Origin of the sequence: Salmonella sp. SJTUF15570 (genome assembly GCF_043357055.1) — a bacterium.
GTDB classification, from domain to species: domain Bacteria; phylum Pseudomonadota; class Gammaproteobacteria; order Enterobacterales; family Enterobacteriaceae; genus Salmonella; species Salmonella enterica.
On record NZ_JBEUKJ010000001.1, the window covers coordinates 649120 to 665053 of the forward strand.

18 protein-coding genes, 1 tRNA gene and 1 pseudogene are annotated in these 15934 nt (G+C 57.0%); 8 read left to right on the plus strand and 12 right to left on the minus strand.

Going from position 1 to position 15934, the window contains the following annotated elements; all coding sequences use genetic code 11:
* Positions 1-25: 25 nt before the first annotated feature.
* Positions 26-721 (minus strand): 16S rRNA pseudouridine(516) synthase RsuA, encoded by a 696-nt coding sequence (gene rsuA, locus ABVN44_RS03360; RefSeq protein WP_001234841.1) that lies wholly within the window; start codon positions 719-721, stop codon positions 26-28.
* A 151-nt stretch (positions 722-872) separates the two neighbouring features.
* Here rsuA and ABVN44_RS03365 point away from each other — a divergent pair, with 151 nt between their 5' ends.
* Positions 873-2633, plus strand: a complete 1761-nt coding sequence (locus ABVN44_RS03365) for a DEAD/DEAH box helicase (protein WP_052908375.1) — start codon at positions 873-875, stop codon at positions 2631-2633.
* A gap of 124 nt (positions 2634-2757) precedes the next feature.
* A complete protein-coding gene (gene rplY / locus ABVN44_RS03370) occupies positions 2758-3042 on the plus strand; it encodes a 50S ribosomal protein L25 (protein ID WP_000494192.1) in 285 nt (94 codons plus the stop codon).
* Between the two features lie 108 nt (positions 3043-3150).
* On the opposite strand, the gene ABVN44_RS03375 is transcribed toward rplY, so the two are convergent.
* Together ABVN44_RS03375 and yejK are read right to left on the minus strand one after the other, a co-directional pair.
* A complete protein-coding gene (locus tag ABVN44_RS03375) occupies positions 3151-3771 on the minus strand; it encodes a hypothetical protein (RefSeq protein WP_023232375.1) in 621 nt (206 codons plus the stop codon).
* Positions 3772-3798: 27 nt separating this feature from the next.
* Positions 3799-4806 (minus strand): nucleoid-associated protein YejK, encoded by a 1008-nt coding sequence (yejK, locus tag ABVN44_RS03380; RefSeq protein WP_000050806.1) that lies wholly within the window; start codon positions 4804-4806, stop codon positions 3799-3801.
* A 179-nt stretch (positions 4807-4985) separates the two neighbouring features.
* Between yejK and ABVN44_RS03385 the strand changes: the two genes are divergently transcribed.
* The 5 genes and pseudogenes from ABVN44_RS03385 to ABVN44_RS03405 all read left to right on the plus strand — a co-directional run bounded on the left by ABVN44_RS03385 (position 4986) and on the right by ABVN44_RS03405 (position 7399).
* Positions 4986-5213, plus strand: a complete 228-nt coding sequence (locus ABVN44_RS03385) for a YejL family protein (protein WP_001135904.1) — start codon at positions 4986-4988, stop codon at positions 5211-5213.
* A gap of 31 nt (positions 5214-5244) precedes the next feature.
* Positions 5245-7005, plus strand: coding sequence for an LPS biosynthesis-modulating metalloenzyme YejM (yejM, locus tag ABVN44_RS03390; protein ID WP_000256150.1), 1761 nt, complete (start codon positions 5245-5247; stop codon positions 7003-7005).
* 73 nt (positions 7006-7078) lie between these two features.
* A tRNA-Pro gene (locus ABVN44_RS03395) sits at positions 7079-7155 on the plus strand.
* Positions 7111-7202 (plus strand): annotated as a pseudogene (locus ABVN44_RS03400) (hypothetical protein); the annotation flags it as partial. The gene ABVN44_RS03395 and the pseudogene ABVN44_RS03400, both read left to right, overlap by 45 nt.
* Positions 7196-7399: a DinI-like family protein gene (locus tag ABVN44_RS03405; protein ID WP_023232376.1), complete on the plus strand. Its 204-nt coding sequence runs from the start codon at positions 7196-7198 to the stop codon at positions 7397-7399. The pseudogene ABVN44_RS03400 and the gene ABVN44_RS03405, both read left to right, overlap by 7 nt.
* Positions 7400-7591: 192 nt before the next feature.
* Here the strand turns inward: ABVN44_RS03405 and pagL are convergent, their stop codons facing one another.
* Entirely contained in the window at positions 7592-8155 is a 564-nt protein-coding gene (gene pagL, locus ABVN44_RS03410) for a lipid A 3-O-deacylase PagL (RefSeq protein WP_077248379.1), read from the minus strand.
* An 818-nt stretch (positions 8156-8973) separates the two neighbouring features.
* Between pagL and narP the strand changes: the two genes are divergently transcribed.
* Positions 8974-9621 (plus strand): nitrate/nitrite response regulator protein NarP, encoded by a 648-nt coding sequence (gene narP, locus ABVN44_RS03415; protein WP_001115498.1) that lies wholly within the window; start codon positions 8974-8976, stop codon positions 9619-9621.
* A gap of 43 nt (positions 9622-9664) precedes the next feature.
* On the opposite strand, the gene ABVN44_RS03420 is transcribed toward narP, so the two are convergent.
* The 8 genes from ABVN44_RS03420 to ccmA form a co-directional block, all read right to left on the minus strand.
* Positions 9665-10708: a cytochrome c-type biogenesis protein CcmH gene (locus tag ABVN44_RS03420; RefSeq protein WP_052895192.1), complete on the minus strand. Its 1044-nt coding sequence runs from the start codon at positions 10706-10708 to the stop codon at positions 9665-9667.
* Positions 10705-11262 carry a thiol:disulfide interchange protein DsbE gene (gene dsbE, locus ABVN44_RS03425; protein WP_000828304.1) on the minus strand — a complete coding sequence of 186 codons (558 nt, stop codon included), beginning with the start codon at positions 11260-11262 and terminating at the stop codon, positions 10705-10707. The genes ABVN44_RS03420 and dsbE overlap by 4 nt, the downstream gene beginning before the upstream one ends.
* Entirely contained in the window at positions 11259-13190 is a 1932-nt protein-coding gene (locus ABVN44_RS03430; RefSeq protein ID WP_001522061.1) for a heme lyase CcmF/NrfE family subunit, read from the minus strand. Before ABVN44_RS03430 ends, dsbE begins: the two co-directional genes overlap by 4 nt.
* Positions 13187-13666, minus strand: a complete 480-nt coding sequence (gene ccmE / locus ABVN44_RS03435) for a cytochrome c maturation protein CcmE (protein ID WP_001053607.1) — start codon at positions 13664-13666, stop codon at positions 13187-13189. The genes ABVN44_RS03430 and ccmE overlap by 4 nt, the downstream gene beginning before the upstream one ends.
* Positions 13663-13875, minus strand: coding sequence for a heme exporter protein CcmD (gene ccmD / locus ABVN44_RS03440; protein ID WP_000074113.1), 213 nt, complete (start codon positions 13873-13875; stop codon positions 13663-13665). Before ccmD ends, ccmE begins: the two co-directional genes overlap by 4 nt.
* Positions 13872-14609 carry a heme ABC transporter permease gene (locus ABVN44_RS03445; protein WP_000265997.1) on the minus strand — a complete coding sequence of 246 codons (738 nt, stop codon included), beginning with the start codon at positions 14607-14609 and terminating at the stop codon, positions 13872-13874. The genes ccmD and ABVN44_RS03445 overlap by 4 nt, the downstream gene beginning before the upstream one ends.
* A 51-nt stretch (positions 14610-14660) precedes the next feature.
* Positions 14661-15320 (minus strand): heme exporter protein CcmB, encoded by a 660-nt coding sequence (ccmB, locus tag ABVN44_RS03450; protein ID WP_000990033.1) that lies wholly within the window; start codon positions 15318-15320, stop codon positions 14661-14663.
* Positions 15317-15934: cytochrome c biogenesis heme-transporting ATPase CcmA (ccmA, locus tag ABVN44_RS03455; RefSeq protein ID WP_023242830.1), on the minus strand; the 618-nt coding region annotated here is incomplete at its 5' end. The genes ccmA and ccmB, both read right to left, overlap by 4 nt.

Here is a 15934-nt window from a genome sequence, read left to right on the forward strand (position 1 = left end):
CGAACTCCTGAATTTAACGAGATAGTTAGCCGACGCTGGCGATTTCTTCTTCAGTCAACGGGCGGTACTCGCCGGGAGCCAGATTCTCATCCAGCGTAATGGCGCCAATCCGTTCGCGGTGCAGTTCCACAACGCGATTGCCTACTGCGGCAAACATCCGCTTCACCTGATGATAACGGCCTTCGCTGATGGTCAGACGGACCTGCACAGGCGTTATCACCTCCAGCGTAGCGGGTTTAGTGAGATCTTTTTCATTATGCAACTGCACGCCTTTCGCAAATTGCGCTACCGTATCGTCGGCCACCGGCGACTCCAGGGTCACCAGATAGGTTTTTTCACAGTGATGGCGCGGCGACGTAATGCGGTGCGACCACTGACCGTCATCTGTCATTAACACCAGACCGGTAGTATCGATATCCAGACGTCCTGCGGCATGCAGCTTATACGCCACCGGCTCATCCAGGAAATACAGTACCGTTGGATGATCGGGATCATCGGTTGAACAAACGTATCCCTGCGGCTTGTTAAGCATAAAATAGCGTGGCCCGTGTTGCTGCGCTAAGGGATTGCCGTCATACGCAACCGCATGTTCCGGGAGCAGTTTGAAGGCCGCATTTTTAATGATGTCGCCATCGACGGTAACGCGGTTACCACGAATTTCACGCCCGGCAATAGCGCGGCTGACGCCAAGCTGCTGAGCGATAAATTTATCAAGTCGCATGTGTGTGATTTAGCCTGTAATAATACGGAAATCGGGCATTCTACCCGAAAAAAGGGAATTGCTATCCGCTCAGTATAGCGGGCTAACTATATCCCTCAAGGGAAATGATTCATGGCATACTATTCCCGGAACCGTTTAACGTAGTGAGACCATGATTTTTACACTCCGCCCCTACCAGCAAGAAGCCGTAGACGCCACGCTCAGCCACTTTCGCCGCCACCGTACGCCCGCCGTGATTGTTCTGCCGACCGGCGCAGGTAAAAGCCTGGTGATCGCCGAACTGGCGCGCGTCGCCCGCGGACGGGTACTGGTGCTGGCGCATGTGAAAGAGCTGGTCGCGCAGAACCACGCCAAATATTGCGCGCTGGGGCTGGAAGCAGATATTTTCGCCGCCGGACTCAAACGTAAAGAGAGTCAGGGCAAAGTCGTGTTCGGCAGCGTACAGTCGGTGGCGCGTAATCTTGACGCCTTCCAGGAGGAGTTTTCGCTGTTGATTGTCGATGAATGCCACCGCATCGGTGACGATGAAGACAGTCAGTATCAGCAAATCCTCACTCACCTGAGTAAAGTTAATCCTCACTTACGTCTGCTTGGGCTAACCGCCACGCCCTTCCGCCTCGAAAAAGGCTGGATTTATCAATTTCATTACCACGGTATGGTGCGCGGCAACGACAACGCGCTGTTTCGCGACTGTATTTATGAACTGCCGCTGCGCTATATGATTAAACACGGCTATCTGACGCCGCCTGAGCGGCTTGATATGCCAGTGATCCAATACGATTTCAGCCGCCTGCAGGCCCAAAGCAATGGGCTGTTCAGCGAAGCCGACCTGAACCGTGAGCTGAAAAAGCAGCAGCGGATTACGCCGCACATCATCAGCCAGATTATGGAATTTGCGCAAACGCGCAAAGGCGTGATGATTTTCGCCGCCACGGTCGAACATGCGAAAGAGATTGTCGGTCTGCTTCCGGCGGACGACGCGGCGCTGATTACCGGCGATACGCCAGGGCCCGAGCGCGACGCGCTGATTGATAATTTCAAGGCGCAGCGTTTTCGCTATCTGGTTAACGTCTCGGTGCTGACCACCGGCTTTGACGCCCCACACGTTGATCTCATCGCGATTCTACGTCCCACGGAGTCAGTTAGTCTTTACCAACAAATTGTCGGGCGTGGTCTGCGCCTTGCGCCGGGAAAGACCGATTGCCTGATTCTTGATTACGCAGGCAACCCGCACGACCTGTATGCCCCGGAGGTCGGTAGCCCGAAGGGAAAAAGCGATAACGTCCCTGTCCAGGTATTTTGCCCGGCCTGCGGCTTTGCCAACACCTTCTGGGGGAAAACCACTGCCGACGGCACGCTGATTGAACACTTTGGCCGTCGCTGCCAGGGCTGGTTTGAGGATGACGACGGCCATCGCGAGCAGTGCGATTTTCGCTTTCGCTTCAAAAACTGCCCGCAGTGTAATGCCGAAAACGATATTGCCGCCCGACGCTGCCGGGAATGTGACGCTATTCTGGTCGACCCGGACGATATGTTAAAAGCGGCGCTCAGGCTCAAGGATGCGTTAGTCCTGCGCTGTAGCGGAATGACGATGCAGCATGGGCAGGATGAGAAAGGCGAATGGCTGAAAATCACTTACTATGACGAGGACGGCGCGGATGTCAGTGAGCGCTTCCGCTTGCACACGCCCGCCCAGCGTACCGCTTTCGAACAGCTATTTATTCGCCCGCATACGCGCACGCCCGGCGTCCCTTTACGCTGGATCACGGCGGCGGATATTGTCGCGCAGCAGGCGCTGTTGCGGCATCCCGATTTTGTGGTCGCGCGGATGAAAGGCCAGTACTGGCAGGTGCGTGAAAAAGTGTTCGACTATGAAGGCCGCTTCCGCCGGGCGCACGAATTACGTGGTTAATTGTACTTTTCATTGATGTAACGGCGATTTGAGTATAGAATCCCGCCCGCCTTTGCATACGCAAAGCAGATCACTTACCTGTTGCTGGGTCGCCTGTAGCAGGAATTATTAAAGAGAGATTTAAATGTTTACTATCAACGCAGAAGTACGTAAAGAGCAGGGTAAGGGTGCGAGCCGCCGCCTGCGCGCCGCTAACAAGTTCCCGGCAATCATCTACGGCGGTTCTGAAGCCCCGATTGCTATCGAACTGGACCACGACCAGGTGATGAACATGCAAGCTAAAGCTGAATTCTACAGCGAAGTTCTGACCCTCGTTGTTGACGGTAAAGAAGTAAAAGTTAAAGCTCAGGCTGTACAGCGTCACGCTTACAAACCGAAGCTGACTCACATCGACTTCGTTCGCGCGTAATCGCCTGGAAGTTGAAGAAAAACCCCGCCCCGGCGGGGTTTTTTTATGCGTTTAATTGAATTTGACGACATGCAGAGCAACGAGAACCCACTTTGCTTTTCTGCTTTCTTACACCTCGCCACATTCAATTAGCGCCTCCCCTAATCGAGGATCTGTAGTTTCCGACGCGGTATTCATACCTTTAAGCCGATTGAATAATGCCCGTTGACGAACGCTGGCACTTTCCGGTTTCCATGGCAGAATTCGTATTGGTATCGTTTGCCCGTCATTCAACGCATCAAATACCTTTTCATTGGTCAGTAAGTCGCCGCAGCTCCATGTCTTGCTATCAAACTGAAAATCAAATAAGACATGGAGCTCCAGTTCATCTACACGCACTTGACGCTTTGCATTATCGATGCATATTTCCACCTTCTCTTTATGCGTCAAAGTTGCATCAAGATTGAGTCCATACCGTTTCAACTGCCCCTTGTCGTAATAGTAACGTATGCTGGACCAGGTTGATTTAAAAGCAAATCCAGTAATGAATAAACCACTTAACAAGAACAGCGGGCATATGAACAAGCTCAGTAACCAGTTGGCGCCATAAGTATAAAACAGTACCAACGAGAGAACGGTGAACACCATGCCGAGCACCAACATCATCAAAAATGCGACAATGTGCGCATACAAAACCTGCCGAAATAAACTGAAATTAACAGGCGGCTTCTGACGTATTCCTTTACTCACTACGGCGTCCTTTTATGTCGTATGCCTTTATTTCCCGCCCGACGTGCGTCGCTGCAACTGGTCGCGCAGATTCGGCGGCGTCCCTTTGATAGTCAGGGTATCGGTCGCCGGGTCCCAGAAAATCCGCTCGCCCAGCAGCATCGCATCAAAGTTAATCGTTAACCCGCCGCCGCTGCCGGCATATTTGGTTAGCTGGCGCAGCGTACTGCGATCCGCCGGAAAGCTCTCTTCCAGCTCATAGCCTTTTTCGGCGGTAAATTCGCTGAAGCTGACTTCACTGACGCCGGAAAGCTCTTTAGACAGCGATTCCAGCTCAATCTCTTCCCCGGCTTGTAACTGCTCGTTGCAGTAGCTGTACACCTGCTGACGCACGTTCTGACGTTCTGCTTTATCCAACTGCGCTTCTGCGGTGAAATCATCCACTGCCTGCAACAGGCCGCGATTCTGCGCTTTGGCGTTCAACCCTTCGCTGGCGCCGAGGAAATCCATAAAGAAGTCAGCGACCTTGCGCCCTACCCGACCTTTCAGGAACGTCAGATAGCGGGTCGATTGCGGATTAGTTTCCCACTCGGTAAGATCGATACGCGCCACGATATCCGCATGGTTAATATCAAGATAATGCGTCGGGTTAATGTCCAGATTTTCATTGACCCGCATACTGCTCAGGTTGTTCAGTACCGTAACCAGCAGATACTCCACCGCCAGGTAACGATAATGGCAGAACAATACAATGCCGCCGTCCGCAAAGGGATATTTCGCCAGTTCGTCACGCAGGCGTCCGGTCGCCGCCCGGCTAAAGGCAAGAAAATCTTCTTCCCCCTGACGTTGCAACCGCAGCGCTTGCGCCAGTTCACTCTCTTCATTAAACAGGCCATACGCCTTATTCTTGGCGCTATAGACCCGATGCAGTTCAGCCACCATCTCGACAACGGTGGTTGTCGGCTCCAGCAATGAATCGCGCAAGACCAGCTCAAGATTTTGCTCATCGCGCTTGATAAGCTGGTGCAGGGCAATCTGGTTGATATCCAGACTCATGATAAACTCTCCTTTAAGACCGGGCGGTATTCAACCACCGCCTGCCGGAAGACGCAAGCAATCGCCCTGTCATTTCAGGCGTTATCCGTAACGCGAATGATTTAGGGGATAAAAATGCAGAAAAAAAACTGTTGCTACGGTAATATGTTGCCCTTTCATGAACAAACAGATTTTGATTTATGCCACAACTCTCCCGCTATAGTGATGAACATGTTGAACAACTGCTGAGCGAACTGCTCAGTGTACTGGAAAAACATAAGGCGCCGACCGATCTTTCCCTGATGGTGCTGGGAAATATGGTCACCAACCTTATCAACACCAGCGTTGCGCCGGCTCAACGCCAGGCGATTGCGAACTCTTTTGCCCGCGCCTTGCAGTCTTCGATTAGCGAAGACAACGCGCACTAAAAAGCCGACTCCGGAGAAACAAGCGACAGGTATGGTAACTCATCGTCAGCGCTACCGTGAAAAAGTCTCCCAGATGGTTAGCTGGGGGCACTGGTTCGCTCTGTTCAATATACTGTTGGCTACGTTGCTCGGCAGCCGTTACCTGTTTGTCGCCGACTGGCCGACAACGCTTGCGGGTCGCATATACTCCTACCTGAGCATTGTCGGGCACTTTAGCTTTCTGGTGTTCGCCACCTATTTGCTTATTCTTTTTCCGCTCACGTTTATCGTGATGTCCCAGCGGCTGATGCGGTTTTTATCAGCCATTCTGGCGACCGCGGGTATGACGTTGTTGCTTATCGACAGCGAAGTCTTTACCCGTTTTCACCTGCATCTTAACCCCATTGTCTGGGAGCTGGTCATCAACCCTGACCAGAACGAAATGGCGCGCGACTGGCAGCTTATGTTTATTAGCGTGCCGGTTATCTTATTGATTGAGATGCTATTTGCGACATGGAGTTGGCAAAAGCTGCGCAGTCTCACGCGCCGCCGCCATTTCGCAAGGCCGCTTGCGGCATTCTTTTTCGTCTCCTTTATTGCATCGCATCTTATCTACATCTGGGCAGACGCTAATTTTTACCGGCCGATTACCATGCAGCGGGCAAACCTGCCGCTCTCTTATCCGATGACGGCGCGACGTTTTCTTGAAAAACACGGTCTGCTGGATGCGCAGGAATATCAGCGCCGTCTGGTAGAGCAAGGCAATCCGGAAGCGGTCTCCGTTCAGTACCCGCTCAGCAATTTGCACTATCGCGATATGGGCACCGGTCAGAATGTGCTGCTCATTACCGTAGACGGCCTGAACTATTCTCGCTTTGAGAAGCAGATGCCGGAGCTGGCTACATTTGCCGAGCAAAACATCGACTTCACCCGTCATATGAGTTCAGGGAATACCACTGATAACGGTATTTTCGGCCTGTTCTATGGCATATCGCCAGGCTATATGGATGGCGTGTTATCCACCAGAACGCCTGCGGCGCTCATTACCGCGTTGAATCAGCAAGGCTACCAACTGGGACTGTTTTCTTCGGATGGCTTCGCCAGCCCGCTTTATCGTCAGGCATTACTGTCCGATTTCTCGATGCCGGCAGCGCAAACGCAGTCTGATGCGCAAACGGCCAGCCAGTGGATAGACTGGCTTGGGCGCTACGCACAGGAAGATAACCGCTGGTTCTCATGGATATCGTTTAACGGTACTAATATTGATGACAGTAACCAGAAAAATTTTGTTAAGCGTTACGCCAGTGCCGCCAGCGACGTGGATGCGCAAATCAATCGGGTTCTGAACGCGCTGCGAGAGGCCGGTAAATTCGACAATACTGTCGTGATCATTACCGCAGGACGCGGCATACCGTTGACGCCGGAAGAAAATCGCTTCGACTGGTCGCAAGGTCATCTGCAAGTACCGCTGGTGATCCACTGGCCGGGGACGCCTGCGCAGCGTATTAATGTGCTTACCGATCATACCGATGTGATGACCACGTTGATGCAACGCCTGTTACATGTCAGCACGCCAGCGAACGAATATTCACAGGGCCAGGACATCTTTACCGTTCCACGTCGTCATAACTGGGTAACGGCGGCAGACGGCAGTACGCTGGCAATCACGACGCCGCAAATGACCCTGGTGCTCAATAATAACGGTCATTATCAGACCTATGACTTACACGGCGAGAAGATCAAAGATCAGAAGCCGCAGCTCAGTCTGCTGCTGCAAGTGCTAACAGAAGAGAAACGTTTTATCGCTAACTGATTAATTATAAATCAGTTAGCACCGTTTCCCCTTGCATTCGCGTTGGAAAGAGGTAGTATTAGCACCCACAAGTCGGCACGTAGCGCAGCCTGGTAGCGCACCGTCATGGGGTGTCGGGGGTCGGAGGTTCAAATCCTCTCGTGCCGACCAAAATTCCCCTTAAAACCAGCCTCTCAGGGCTGGTTTTTTTATGCCTGCAATTAAAAAGTTAGCTGATGCCAGAGACGTTATTTTGCATGAACTGATTTTGCATAAACTGATCGGACACTTTTCCCGTGCAGTGGTCAACGTAAAGTCAATGCAGGCAAATAACGTAAACCATTTTTGTACTAAAACAGAAAAAGCGCATCTATACCCTATGCTGGAAGAAATGTTTGCAGTGGCAGGTAAATGAGTAAGCAATCTGTCGCAGCAATAATAAAACGTTCTGGTAAGGTAAACGGCCTACCACTTCTTTGTCACTAACAATTAGCCTCCCTGTCGCCATAGGGCCGATAATGATCGGCTAGTCACAACACGTTTTTGTAGACAACGTACGGTGATTAATTACTCCTTCAGCCAGCAACTCGCTAATTGTTATTCAACTTCAGAAATTATAACTAATTGAAGCACCTACAAAATTATGCCCTGAATTTTTATCCGTGAGTGATCCATTCGAGAAATGCCGGATATAAGCTTCTGTAGAAAAAGAGCCAAAGTTCCAGCCAAGAAACGCTTTTTCTCCAAAGGTAAATGCAGAATTGACACGCATATCATCTCGCGACTTAGATTTTATATAAGCCCCCAGACCAATACCGGTATAGATACCAGCGAAATGAACCAGCGCCACATCCTTCGAGATACCCAATACGCCCTGGTTATATTTATTACAGGGAACGCTGCCAGAATGTTTACTGCAATCATCGCTACCCTTAGCCTTAAATCCTCCTAACTCCAGATTATTTCTTGCCTGTAAAAAGAAAAAATCGCTGGGTTCACTGTATGTCAGAAAAGCGGTATATAAGTGCTCAACCCCTCCTCTTCTTATACTTTCTCCCGCAGCAAAAGAGATCTGATGCTTGTTGCCCTTGCCAAAAAAAACATTATCATTAGCAGAACATGCGAATGCACAAGGTAATAATAGATATATAAATATTCTCTTCATATACACTCCACCACCATTTCAATGTCAATAGTTATTTTTAACCGGCTAACATATTTAAAATTTTCTACGCCACGCTTACGCTCACAGAAACGGCTGATATAGCATCCAGTATTAATATTATTTTCATAATTACTCCAACCAGCATTTTTGATGCAAACAGGCTGGACATGGACTGTGTGCAGAAATCAAAACATACTCACTACGCTCTCCCCTTGAGTCGCCCCAACGGGTGCTCAAAACGCCGCGAGTGTTGTTCAGGCACATCCAGGATAAGTTATAAGTGAATGACACTCATTTCTGACCACATTTTCATTTATGATAAGAATATCGTCAGAATCTCTTTATCGCATAAAAATACCTCTGCTATTGACTTAATATTTAATTTAACAGATGTCGCGGTTTATTCGTTCTGCTCAGATGTATTTCATTGACATTAATAAAACCATAAATAAATTCAGTTAAAATAATTTGTTAATAATGACAAGCTTTAGACGCTATGACTTTTAATAAGGAATTTCCTGCCAGTAAAGATAGTCTGGACTTACGGGGGCAAGGGCGCAGCAACATATGCCACACTTCTGTTATGTCACATTGTCCGAAAAAAGCGTCCAGACCAGTATTCAACTTCAGGGAGTATTCTGTTTTCTCTCACAACGGGTTGTTTTATCCTTTCTATCGTTCAGCTAATGACTCGCCTGTCACAGGTTTTACTACTTACCCATGCACTAATTAGGGTAAAATTTACGCGCTTGACAATGTGGCAAATCTGGACGATTTCCGCGCTGAAAACAATAATCATTCTAATAAAACTCAGGAGATATAGCATGCCTGAAGTAACACCTTTTCAGGTGCTTATTGTGGACGACCATCCACTTATGCGGCGAGGTATTCGTCAATTACTGGAACTGGACCCGGCTTTTCATGTCGTTGCCGAAGCGGGTGACGGGGCGAGTGCGATCGATCTGGCGAATCGCATTGAGCCCGATCTGATCCTGCTGGATCTGAATATGAAAGGTCTGAGCGGGTTAGATACCCTGAACGCGCTACGCCGGGATGGTGTGACGGCGCAAATTATTATTCTTACCGTCTCGGATTCCGCCAGCGACATCTACGCGCTGATCGACGCCGGCGCCGACGGTTATCTGCTCAAAGATAGCGATCCGGAAGTGCTGCTGGAGGCCATTCGCAAAGGCGCTAACGGCGGTAAAGTCTTTAGCGATCGGGTCAATGAATATCTGCGTGAGCGCGAACGGTTTGGCGCGCAGGAAGATCCCTTTAGTATCCTGACCGAACGAGAGTTAGATGTCTTGCATGAGCTGGCGCAGGGGCTTTCTAACAAACAAATTGCGTCAGTACTGAATATTTCTGAGCAGACGGTTAAGGTGCACATTCGTAATCTACTTCGCAAGCTAAACGTGCGCTCGCGCGTCGCGGCGACCATTCTATTTTTACAAACACGCGGAATGCAGTAACAAGCCAGGCCCGGTGGCGCCACGCCACCGGGCCGTCAGGGCATTATTTCTCCTGCGCCAGCCGGATACTGCGCTCTATCACCGCCCGCCGGGCGTCACCCGCCGGCAGCAGTTTCAGCATCATCTCCCAGGCCGCCACCGCCTCGCCAAAGCGCTGCTGCTCAAAGGCGTTAAACGCATACAGGCTTAACACCCGGATATCCGTGTGGTCGCGGCTCACCAGCCGGCGCAGCAGCTCCCCGCCGCGGCGGTTATCCTCCGGGTCGGACGAGCGCGTCAGCGCCTCCGCGTAGCCCAGCGCCGCATCGCTGTTTTTCGGGTCCAGGCGGTAGGCGTTCGCATACGCCCCGGTGGCGGTACCGGCATTACCCAGTACCATACCGGTGCGCCCCAGCATGAGCCAGCCCTCAACATTGCCGGCATCATTCTGCAGGCGGGTGCGCAGCCCCAGCGCCAGCCGCGCCATCTCCTCTTCATTCAGCGGCTGCGCCTGCGGGTCCAGCGCCCGCGCCAGCAGCCCGGGCGTCTGCGCCGTCGCCTGCTGCCAGACCCTGACCTGCTGATAGCTGCCGGTCAGGGCGTAGCTGCCGGCGCCGACCGCCAGCGCAATGACGGCCCCCGGCACGTAAACGCCCCACCCGGCGCGCGCGCCGCAAACCGGGGTGTCTGCCGGCAGCGGCTCCCGGCGCAGGCGCACCCGCCGGCGCGTGCGGGCGACGATTATCCACCCGCCCGCCACGATGGCGGCCAGCGGCAGCACCCACAGCAGCACCGTCAGCGGGGTCAGCGGCGGGTCGTAGGTGACAAAGTTGCCGTAGCGCGCCACCATGTAATCGATGATTTCCTGGCGGCTCTTCCCCTCCTGCATCAGGTCATACACCCTGCGGCGCATGTCAGTGGCTATCATCGCGTTCGAGTCCGCAATGCTGTTGTTCTGGCATTTCGGGCAGCGCAGCTGCTCCGTGAGCTGGCGGAACTGCTGCTCCTGCGCTTCATCTTTAAACGGCATCACGTCGGTGGTTGCCCGCGCTGACCCGGAGATAACCAGCACCAGCATCAGCATCACCATGCCCGGTAACAGTCTCATTGCGCCGCCTCCCGGCTGTATCTGTCCCACAGTGGTTTCAGTTCACTCTCCCATACCCGGGCATTCAAATCGCCCGCATGGCGGTAGCGGATAATCCCGTTGCCGTCGATGAGGAAGGTTTCCGGCGCGCCGTACACGCCCAGGTCCAGCCCCAGCATCCCGTCGCTGTCCGATAAACTCAGCGCATACGGGTTGCCCAGTTCCTTTAACCAGGCCACCGCCTTCGCCCGGTCGTCCTTATAGTTCAGCCCGACCACCCGGATACCCTGCGCAGAAAGCTGGTTCAGGTACTGATGCTCGGCGCGGCAGGTCGGGCACCAGGTGGCCCAGACGTTAAGCAGCACCGGTTTCCCCTGCGTCAGCACCTCCGCCTCATAGTACTGACCCGGCGTCTCCAGCGATTCCAGGCGGAACGCCGGCACCGGCTTCCCGGTCAGCGCCGATTCGAGATTCGTCGGGTCATCCCCCTGCGCGTTGCGCGTCAGCTGCCACAGCAGCGCCGCGGCAATCAGCAGAAAAATCAGCAGCGGTAATAACAGTACGTTGCGTTTCATCCGGCCTCCGGCAATGGTTTACGGCGGCGGTAGCGCGGGTCCGCCAGGCACAGCAGCCCGCCCAGCGCCATCAGCAGTCCCCCGGCCCATATCCAGCGGACAAACGGTTTGTAGTACAGGCGCACGGCCCACGCGCCGTTGTCCAGCTCCTCCCCGAGCGCGGCGTACAGGTCGCGGGTCAGCCCGCCGTCAATCGCCGCCTCGGTCATCACCATCCGGCTGGTGTTGTAGAGCCGTTTCTCCGCGTGCAGCACCGCCTCCGGCTCGCCGTGGCGCGTCACCCCGATGAGGGCCACCCCGCCGCGGTAGTTGGGGCCGGTGATGTCCCGCACCTCCCGGAAGGTGAAGCGGTAGTCGTGAATGGTCACGCTGTCGCCCGCCCGCATCCGCACGTCACGCTCCACGCTGTAATTCTGGCTGAAGGCGATGCCGGTAATCGTCACCGCCAGCCCGAGGTGCGCCGCCACCATTCCCCAGTAGCTGAGAGAGGTTTTCGTGCCGCGGGACACGCGCTGTACGGCTTCGGCCACCGCCAGCACCGCAATCCAGCAGGCCATCGCCATCCCCACCGCCGTCATGGCGATGATTTTATCTTCCAGCAGCCATGGCAAAAGTACCGACAGCACCAGGGTGGAGACCAGGGCGGTGAGCAGCAGCGTCCTGATGTTACGCGGCCGGTCCCGGCCCCAGCGCACTAAAGGCCCCACCCCCAGCAGCAGGGCAAAGGGGACCATCAGCCAGGTGAACATGGTGTTAAAGAACGGCTCCCCCACCGAAATGCTGCCCAGCCCCAGCTGTTTGTGCACCAGCGGCAGCAGGGTACCCAGCAGCACCACCAGCATGGCGGCCATCAGCAGGACGTTGTTGCCGAGCAGCAGCGACTCGCGCGACCACAGCGTGTTGTTCACCCGCGAACGCACCCTGTGCCCGCGCACGGCGAACAGCAGCAGCGAGCCGCCGGTGACCAGCACCATAAAGGCGAGGATAAACATTCCGCGCGCCGGGTCGGAGGCGAAGGCGTGCACCGACACCAGCACCCCGGAGCGCACCAGGAAGGTGCCCAGCAGGCACAGCGAGAAGGCGCAGATGGACAGCAGCAGCGTCCACGCCTTAAAGCCGGCGCGCTGTTCCGTGACCGCCAGCGAGTGCAGCAGGGCGGTGCCCGCCAGCCACGGCATAAAGGAGGCGTTCTCCACCGGGTCCCAGAACCACCAGCCGCCCCAGCCCAGCTCGTAGTAGGCCCACGCCGAGCCGAGCACGATGCCCAGCGTCAGGAACACCCACGCCGCCAGCGTCCACGGGCGGGCAAAACGGGTGAACGCGCTGTCCAGACGCCCGCTCAGCAGCGCGGCGATGGCGAAGGCGAAGGCCACCGAGAAGCCGACATAGCCCATGTACAGCAGCGGCGGGTGGAAAATCAGCCCCGGGTCCTGCAGCAGCGGGTTCAGGTCGCGCCCCTCCACCGGAAAGGCCGGCAGCGTGCGGGCGAACGGGCCGGAGGTGAACAGGATGAACGCCAGAAAACCGGCGCAGACCATCCCCATCACCGCCAGCACCCGGGCGACGATATCCGCCGGCACCTGCCGGCTGAACACCGCCACCGCCAGGGTCCAGCCGCTCATCAGCAGCACCCACAGCAGCAGCGAGCCCTCGTGCGCCCCCCAGGTGGCGGCCACCCGGTACCACACCGGCAGCTGCGTGTTCGAGTTGCCGGCGACATAGGCCACGGTGAAGTCGTTAACCACAAAGGCGTGCACCAGCACGAAAAACGCGCCCGCCACGCAGATAAACAGCAGCCAGGCGAACACCCCGGCCGACGCCATCATCCGCGCGTCGCCGCGCGCCACGCCCCACAGCGGGTAAACGGACAGCAGCAGCGCCACGCCGAGCGCCAGGCACAGCAGTGCGTGGCCGTATTCAGGCATCATGATGAGGTGTCCTTATCAGCGCGTTGCGGGCGGCGGTGGTTTTCCTGCATCGCCTTTTCCACTTCCGGCGGGGTGTAGTTCTCGTCATGCTTGGCCAGCACCTCGTGCGCCAGGACGTGGTTGCCCTTCTCCAGGGTGCCCTGCACCACCACCCCCTGCCCCTCGCGGAACAGGTCCGGCAGTATCCCCTCATAGCTCACCGTCACCGACCCTTCGGCGTCGTAAAGGCTGAAGTTCACCTTCAGCGAGTCCGGGTCGCGCCTGACGCTGCCGGGCATCACCATCCCGCCGACGCGCAGGCGCTGGCCCACCGCCGGCAGCTGCTGCGTCTCGCGCTTGCCGTAGAGGATTTCGCCGGGGGTATAGAACAGGTCGATATTCGCGCGCAGCGCGTACAGGACCAGGGCGGTGGTCAGCGCCAGGCCCGCCAGCACCGCGCAGACCACCCATAGCCGGTTTTTACGTCGCAGGTTCACGCCGCCTCCTGTTGCGCCTGTGCGGCACGCATCCGCGCCTCTCGCGCCCGCTGCTGCGCCACGCCGCGCAGAATGGCCCGGCGCTGCAGCACCGTGTGCAGCGCCAGCAGCACCAGCGGCGCCACGGTCATCGCCACCGCCAGCCAGACAAAAAAGGCGTACCCGCCCATGGCGAAAAAATCGCTCCACGATGAAAATGCCGGACTCACCGGTGCCCCCTTTTCAGTATCAGTTCGCTCACCCACGGGCGGCGTTTTTCCATCAGTAAAATCAGGTTGCGCATCCGCATCAGCGAAAGCGTCATAAAGAGCAGCAGGTAGCCGGCGATGGCCCAGCGCAGCGGCGAGCGCATCGCCGGGTCGATACTCTGCTGCATCCGCGTCGAGCCCTGGTGCAGGGTGTTCCACCACTCGACGGAATAGTGGATAACCGGCAGGTTCACCACGCCGACCAGCACCAGAATGCCCGCCGCGCGCCCGGCCATTTTACGGTCGTCAAAGGCGTGCCACAGGGCGATGACCCCGGCGTAGAGAAACAGCAGCACCAGCTCCGAGGTCAGACGCGCGTCCCACACCCACCAGGTGCCCCACATCGGTTTGCCCCACGCCGCGCCGGTGACCAGCGCGATGAAGGTGTACACCGCCCCCACCGGCGCCATCGCCGCGACGGCAAGGCTGGCCATTTTCATCTGCCAGACCAGCCCGGTAAACGCCGCCACCGCCATCGCCGCATAGATACCCATTGACCAGATGGCCGCCGGGACATGCAGGTACATAATGCGGTAGCCCTCCCCCTGCTGGTAGTCCGCCGGGGCGAAACCAAAGCCCCGGACCCAGCCGGTGGCCAGCGCGATGATGCCGGCTGCCGCCAGCCACGGCACGAGCCTGCCGCAAATCTGATACAGCCGGGGCGGCGCCGCCAGCTGATGAAGGGTTTTCCACATCGTTGTCACCTGACCTCCTGAAACCAGTAAAATGTCCGTCGCGCCGGGGCGCTACTGCACGCTGAGGCGCAGCGCCGCCGCAGTGGCGAAGGGGCTTAACGTCGCGCTGCCCGCCAGCAGCGCCCCCAGCACCGCCAGATAACCGTCAGCGGGTAAATGCATCGATGCCGCGTCCATCGCCGCGGCGGCGAAAATCAGCACCGGGACACTCAGCGGCAGCACCAGAATGCCCAGCAGGACGCCGCCGCGCCGCAGGCCGGCCGTCAGCCCGACGCCCGGCGCGGCGAGAAACCCCAGCGCCGGCGTGCCGAGCAGCAGCGTCAGCGCCATGATTTTCCAGCCGTACACGTCCATCCCCAGCAGCAGCGCCACCAGCGGGGAGAGCATAATCAGCGGCAGGCCGGTCACCGCCCAGTGGGCCAGCACCTTCGCCAGCACCACCGCCGGCAGCGGCACCGGCAGCAGCATCAGCTGCTCCAGGCTGCCGTCCTGCAGGTCGTCGCGAAACAGCCGCTCCAGCGCCAGCAGCGAGGCCAGCAGCGCCGCCACCTGGATGATGCCCGGCGCGATACGCGCCAGCAGCTGCGGCTGCGGCCCGACGCTTAACGGAAACAGGGTGATGACCATCAGGAAGAACCACAGCGGGCCGGCGATGTCCGCGCCGTGGCGGAACGCCACGCGCAGCTCGAGACAGAAGACACGCCACATCACAGCCCCGCCTCCCCGCCGGTCAGCGCCAGACGGCGGACGGTGTCCGCGGCCCCCGGCAGCGGCTGGTGGGTGGTGAGAATGACCATCCCGCCCTGCGCCGTGTGCGCCGCCATCCGCCGGGTGAGGCGCGCCACGCCGTTAACATCAATGGCGGTGAACGGTTCGTCGAGCACCCACAGCGCGGCGCGGGTCAGCCACAGGCGGGCCAGCGCCACCCGGCGCTGCTGCCCGGCCGAGAGCCGGGCGACCGGCACGTCCTCAAATCCCGCCAGCCCGGCCTGCGCCAGCGCCTCCGGGAGACGCGCGCCGTCGCCGGGGTGGAAGAAGTGCAGGTTCTCCCGCGCCGTCAGGCGGGTTTTAATCCCCGGCTGGTGCCCTATCCACAGCAGGCTGCGATGGAAGCTGTCGCGCACGCGGCGCAGGGGCTCGCCCTGCCAGTACACCTCGCCGCCGTCCGGGCGCGCCAGCCCGGTCAGCAGGCGCAGCAGGGTGGTTTTTCCCGCGCCGTTGCCACCGGTGACCTGCACCCACTCCCCGGCCTCCACGGTGAACGACAGCCCGCGAAACAGCGTCCTCTCGTCCCGCTCGCAGTACAGATCTCTGGCTTCAAGCAT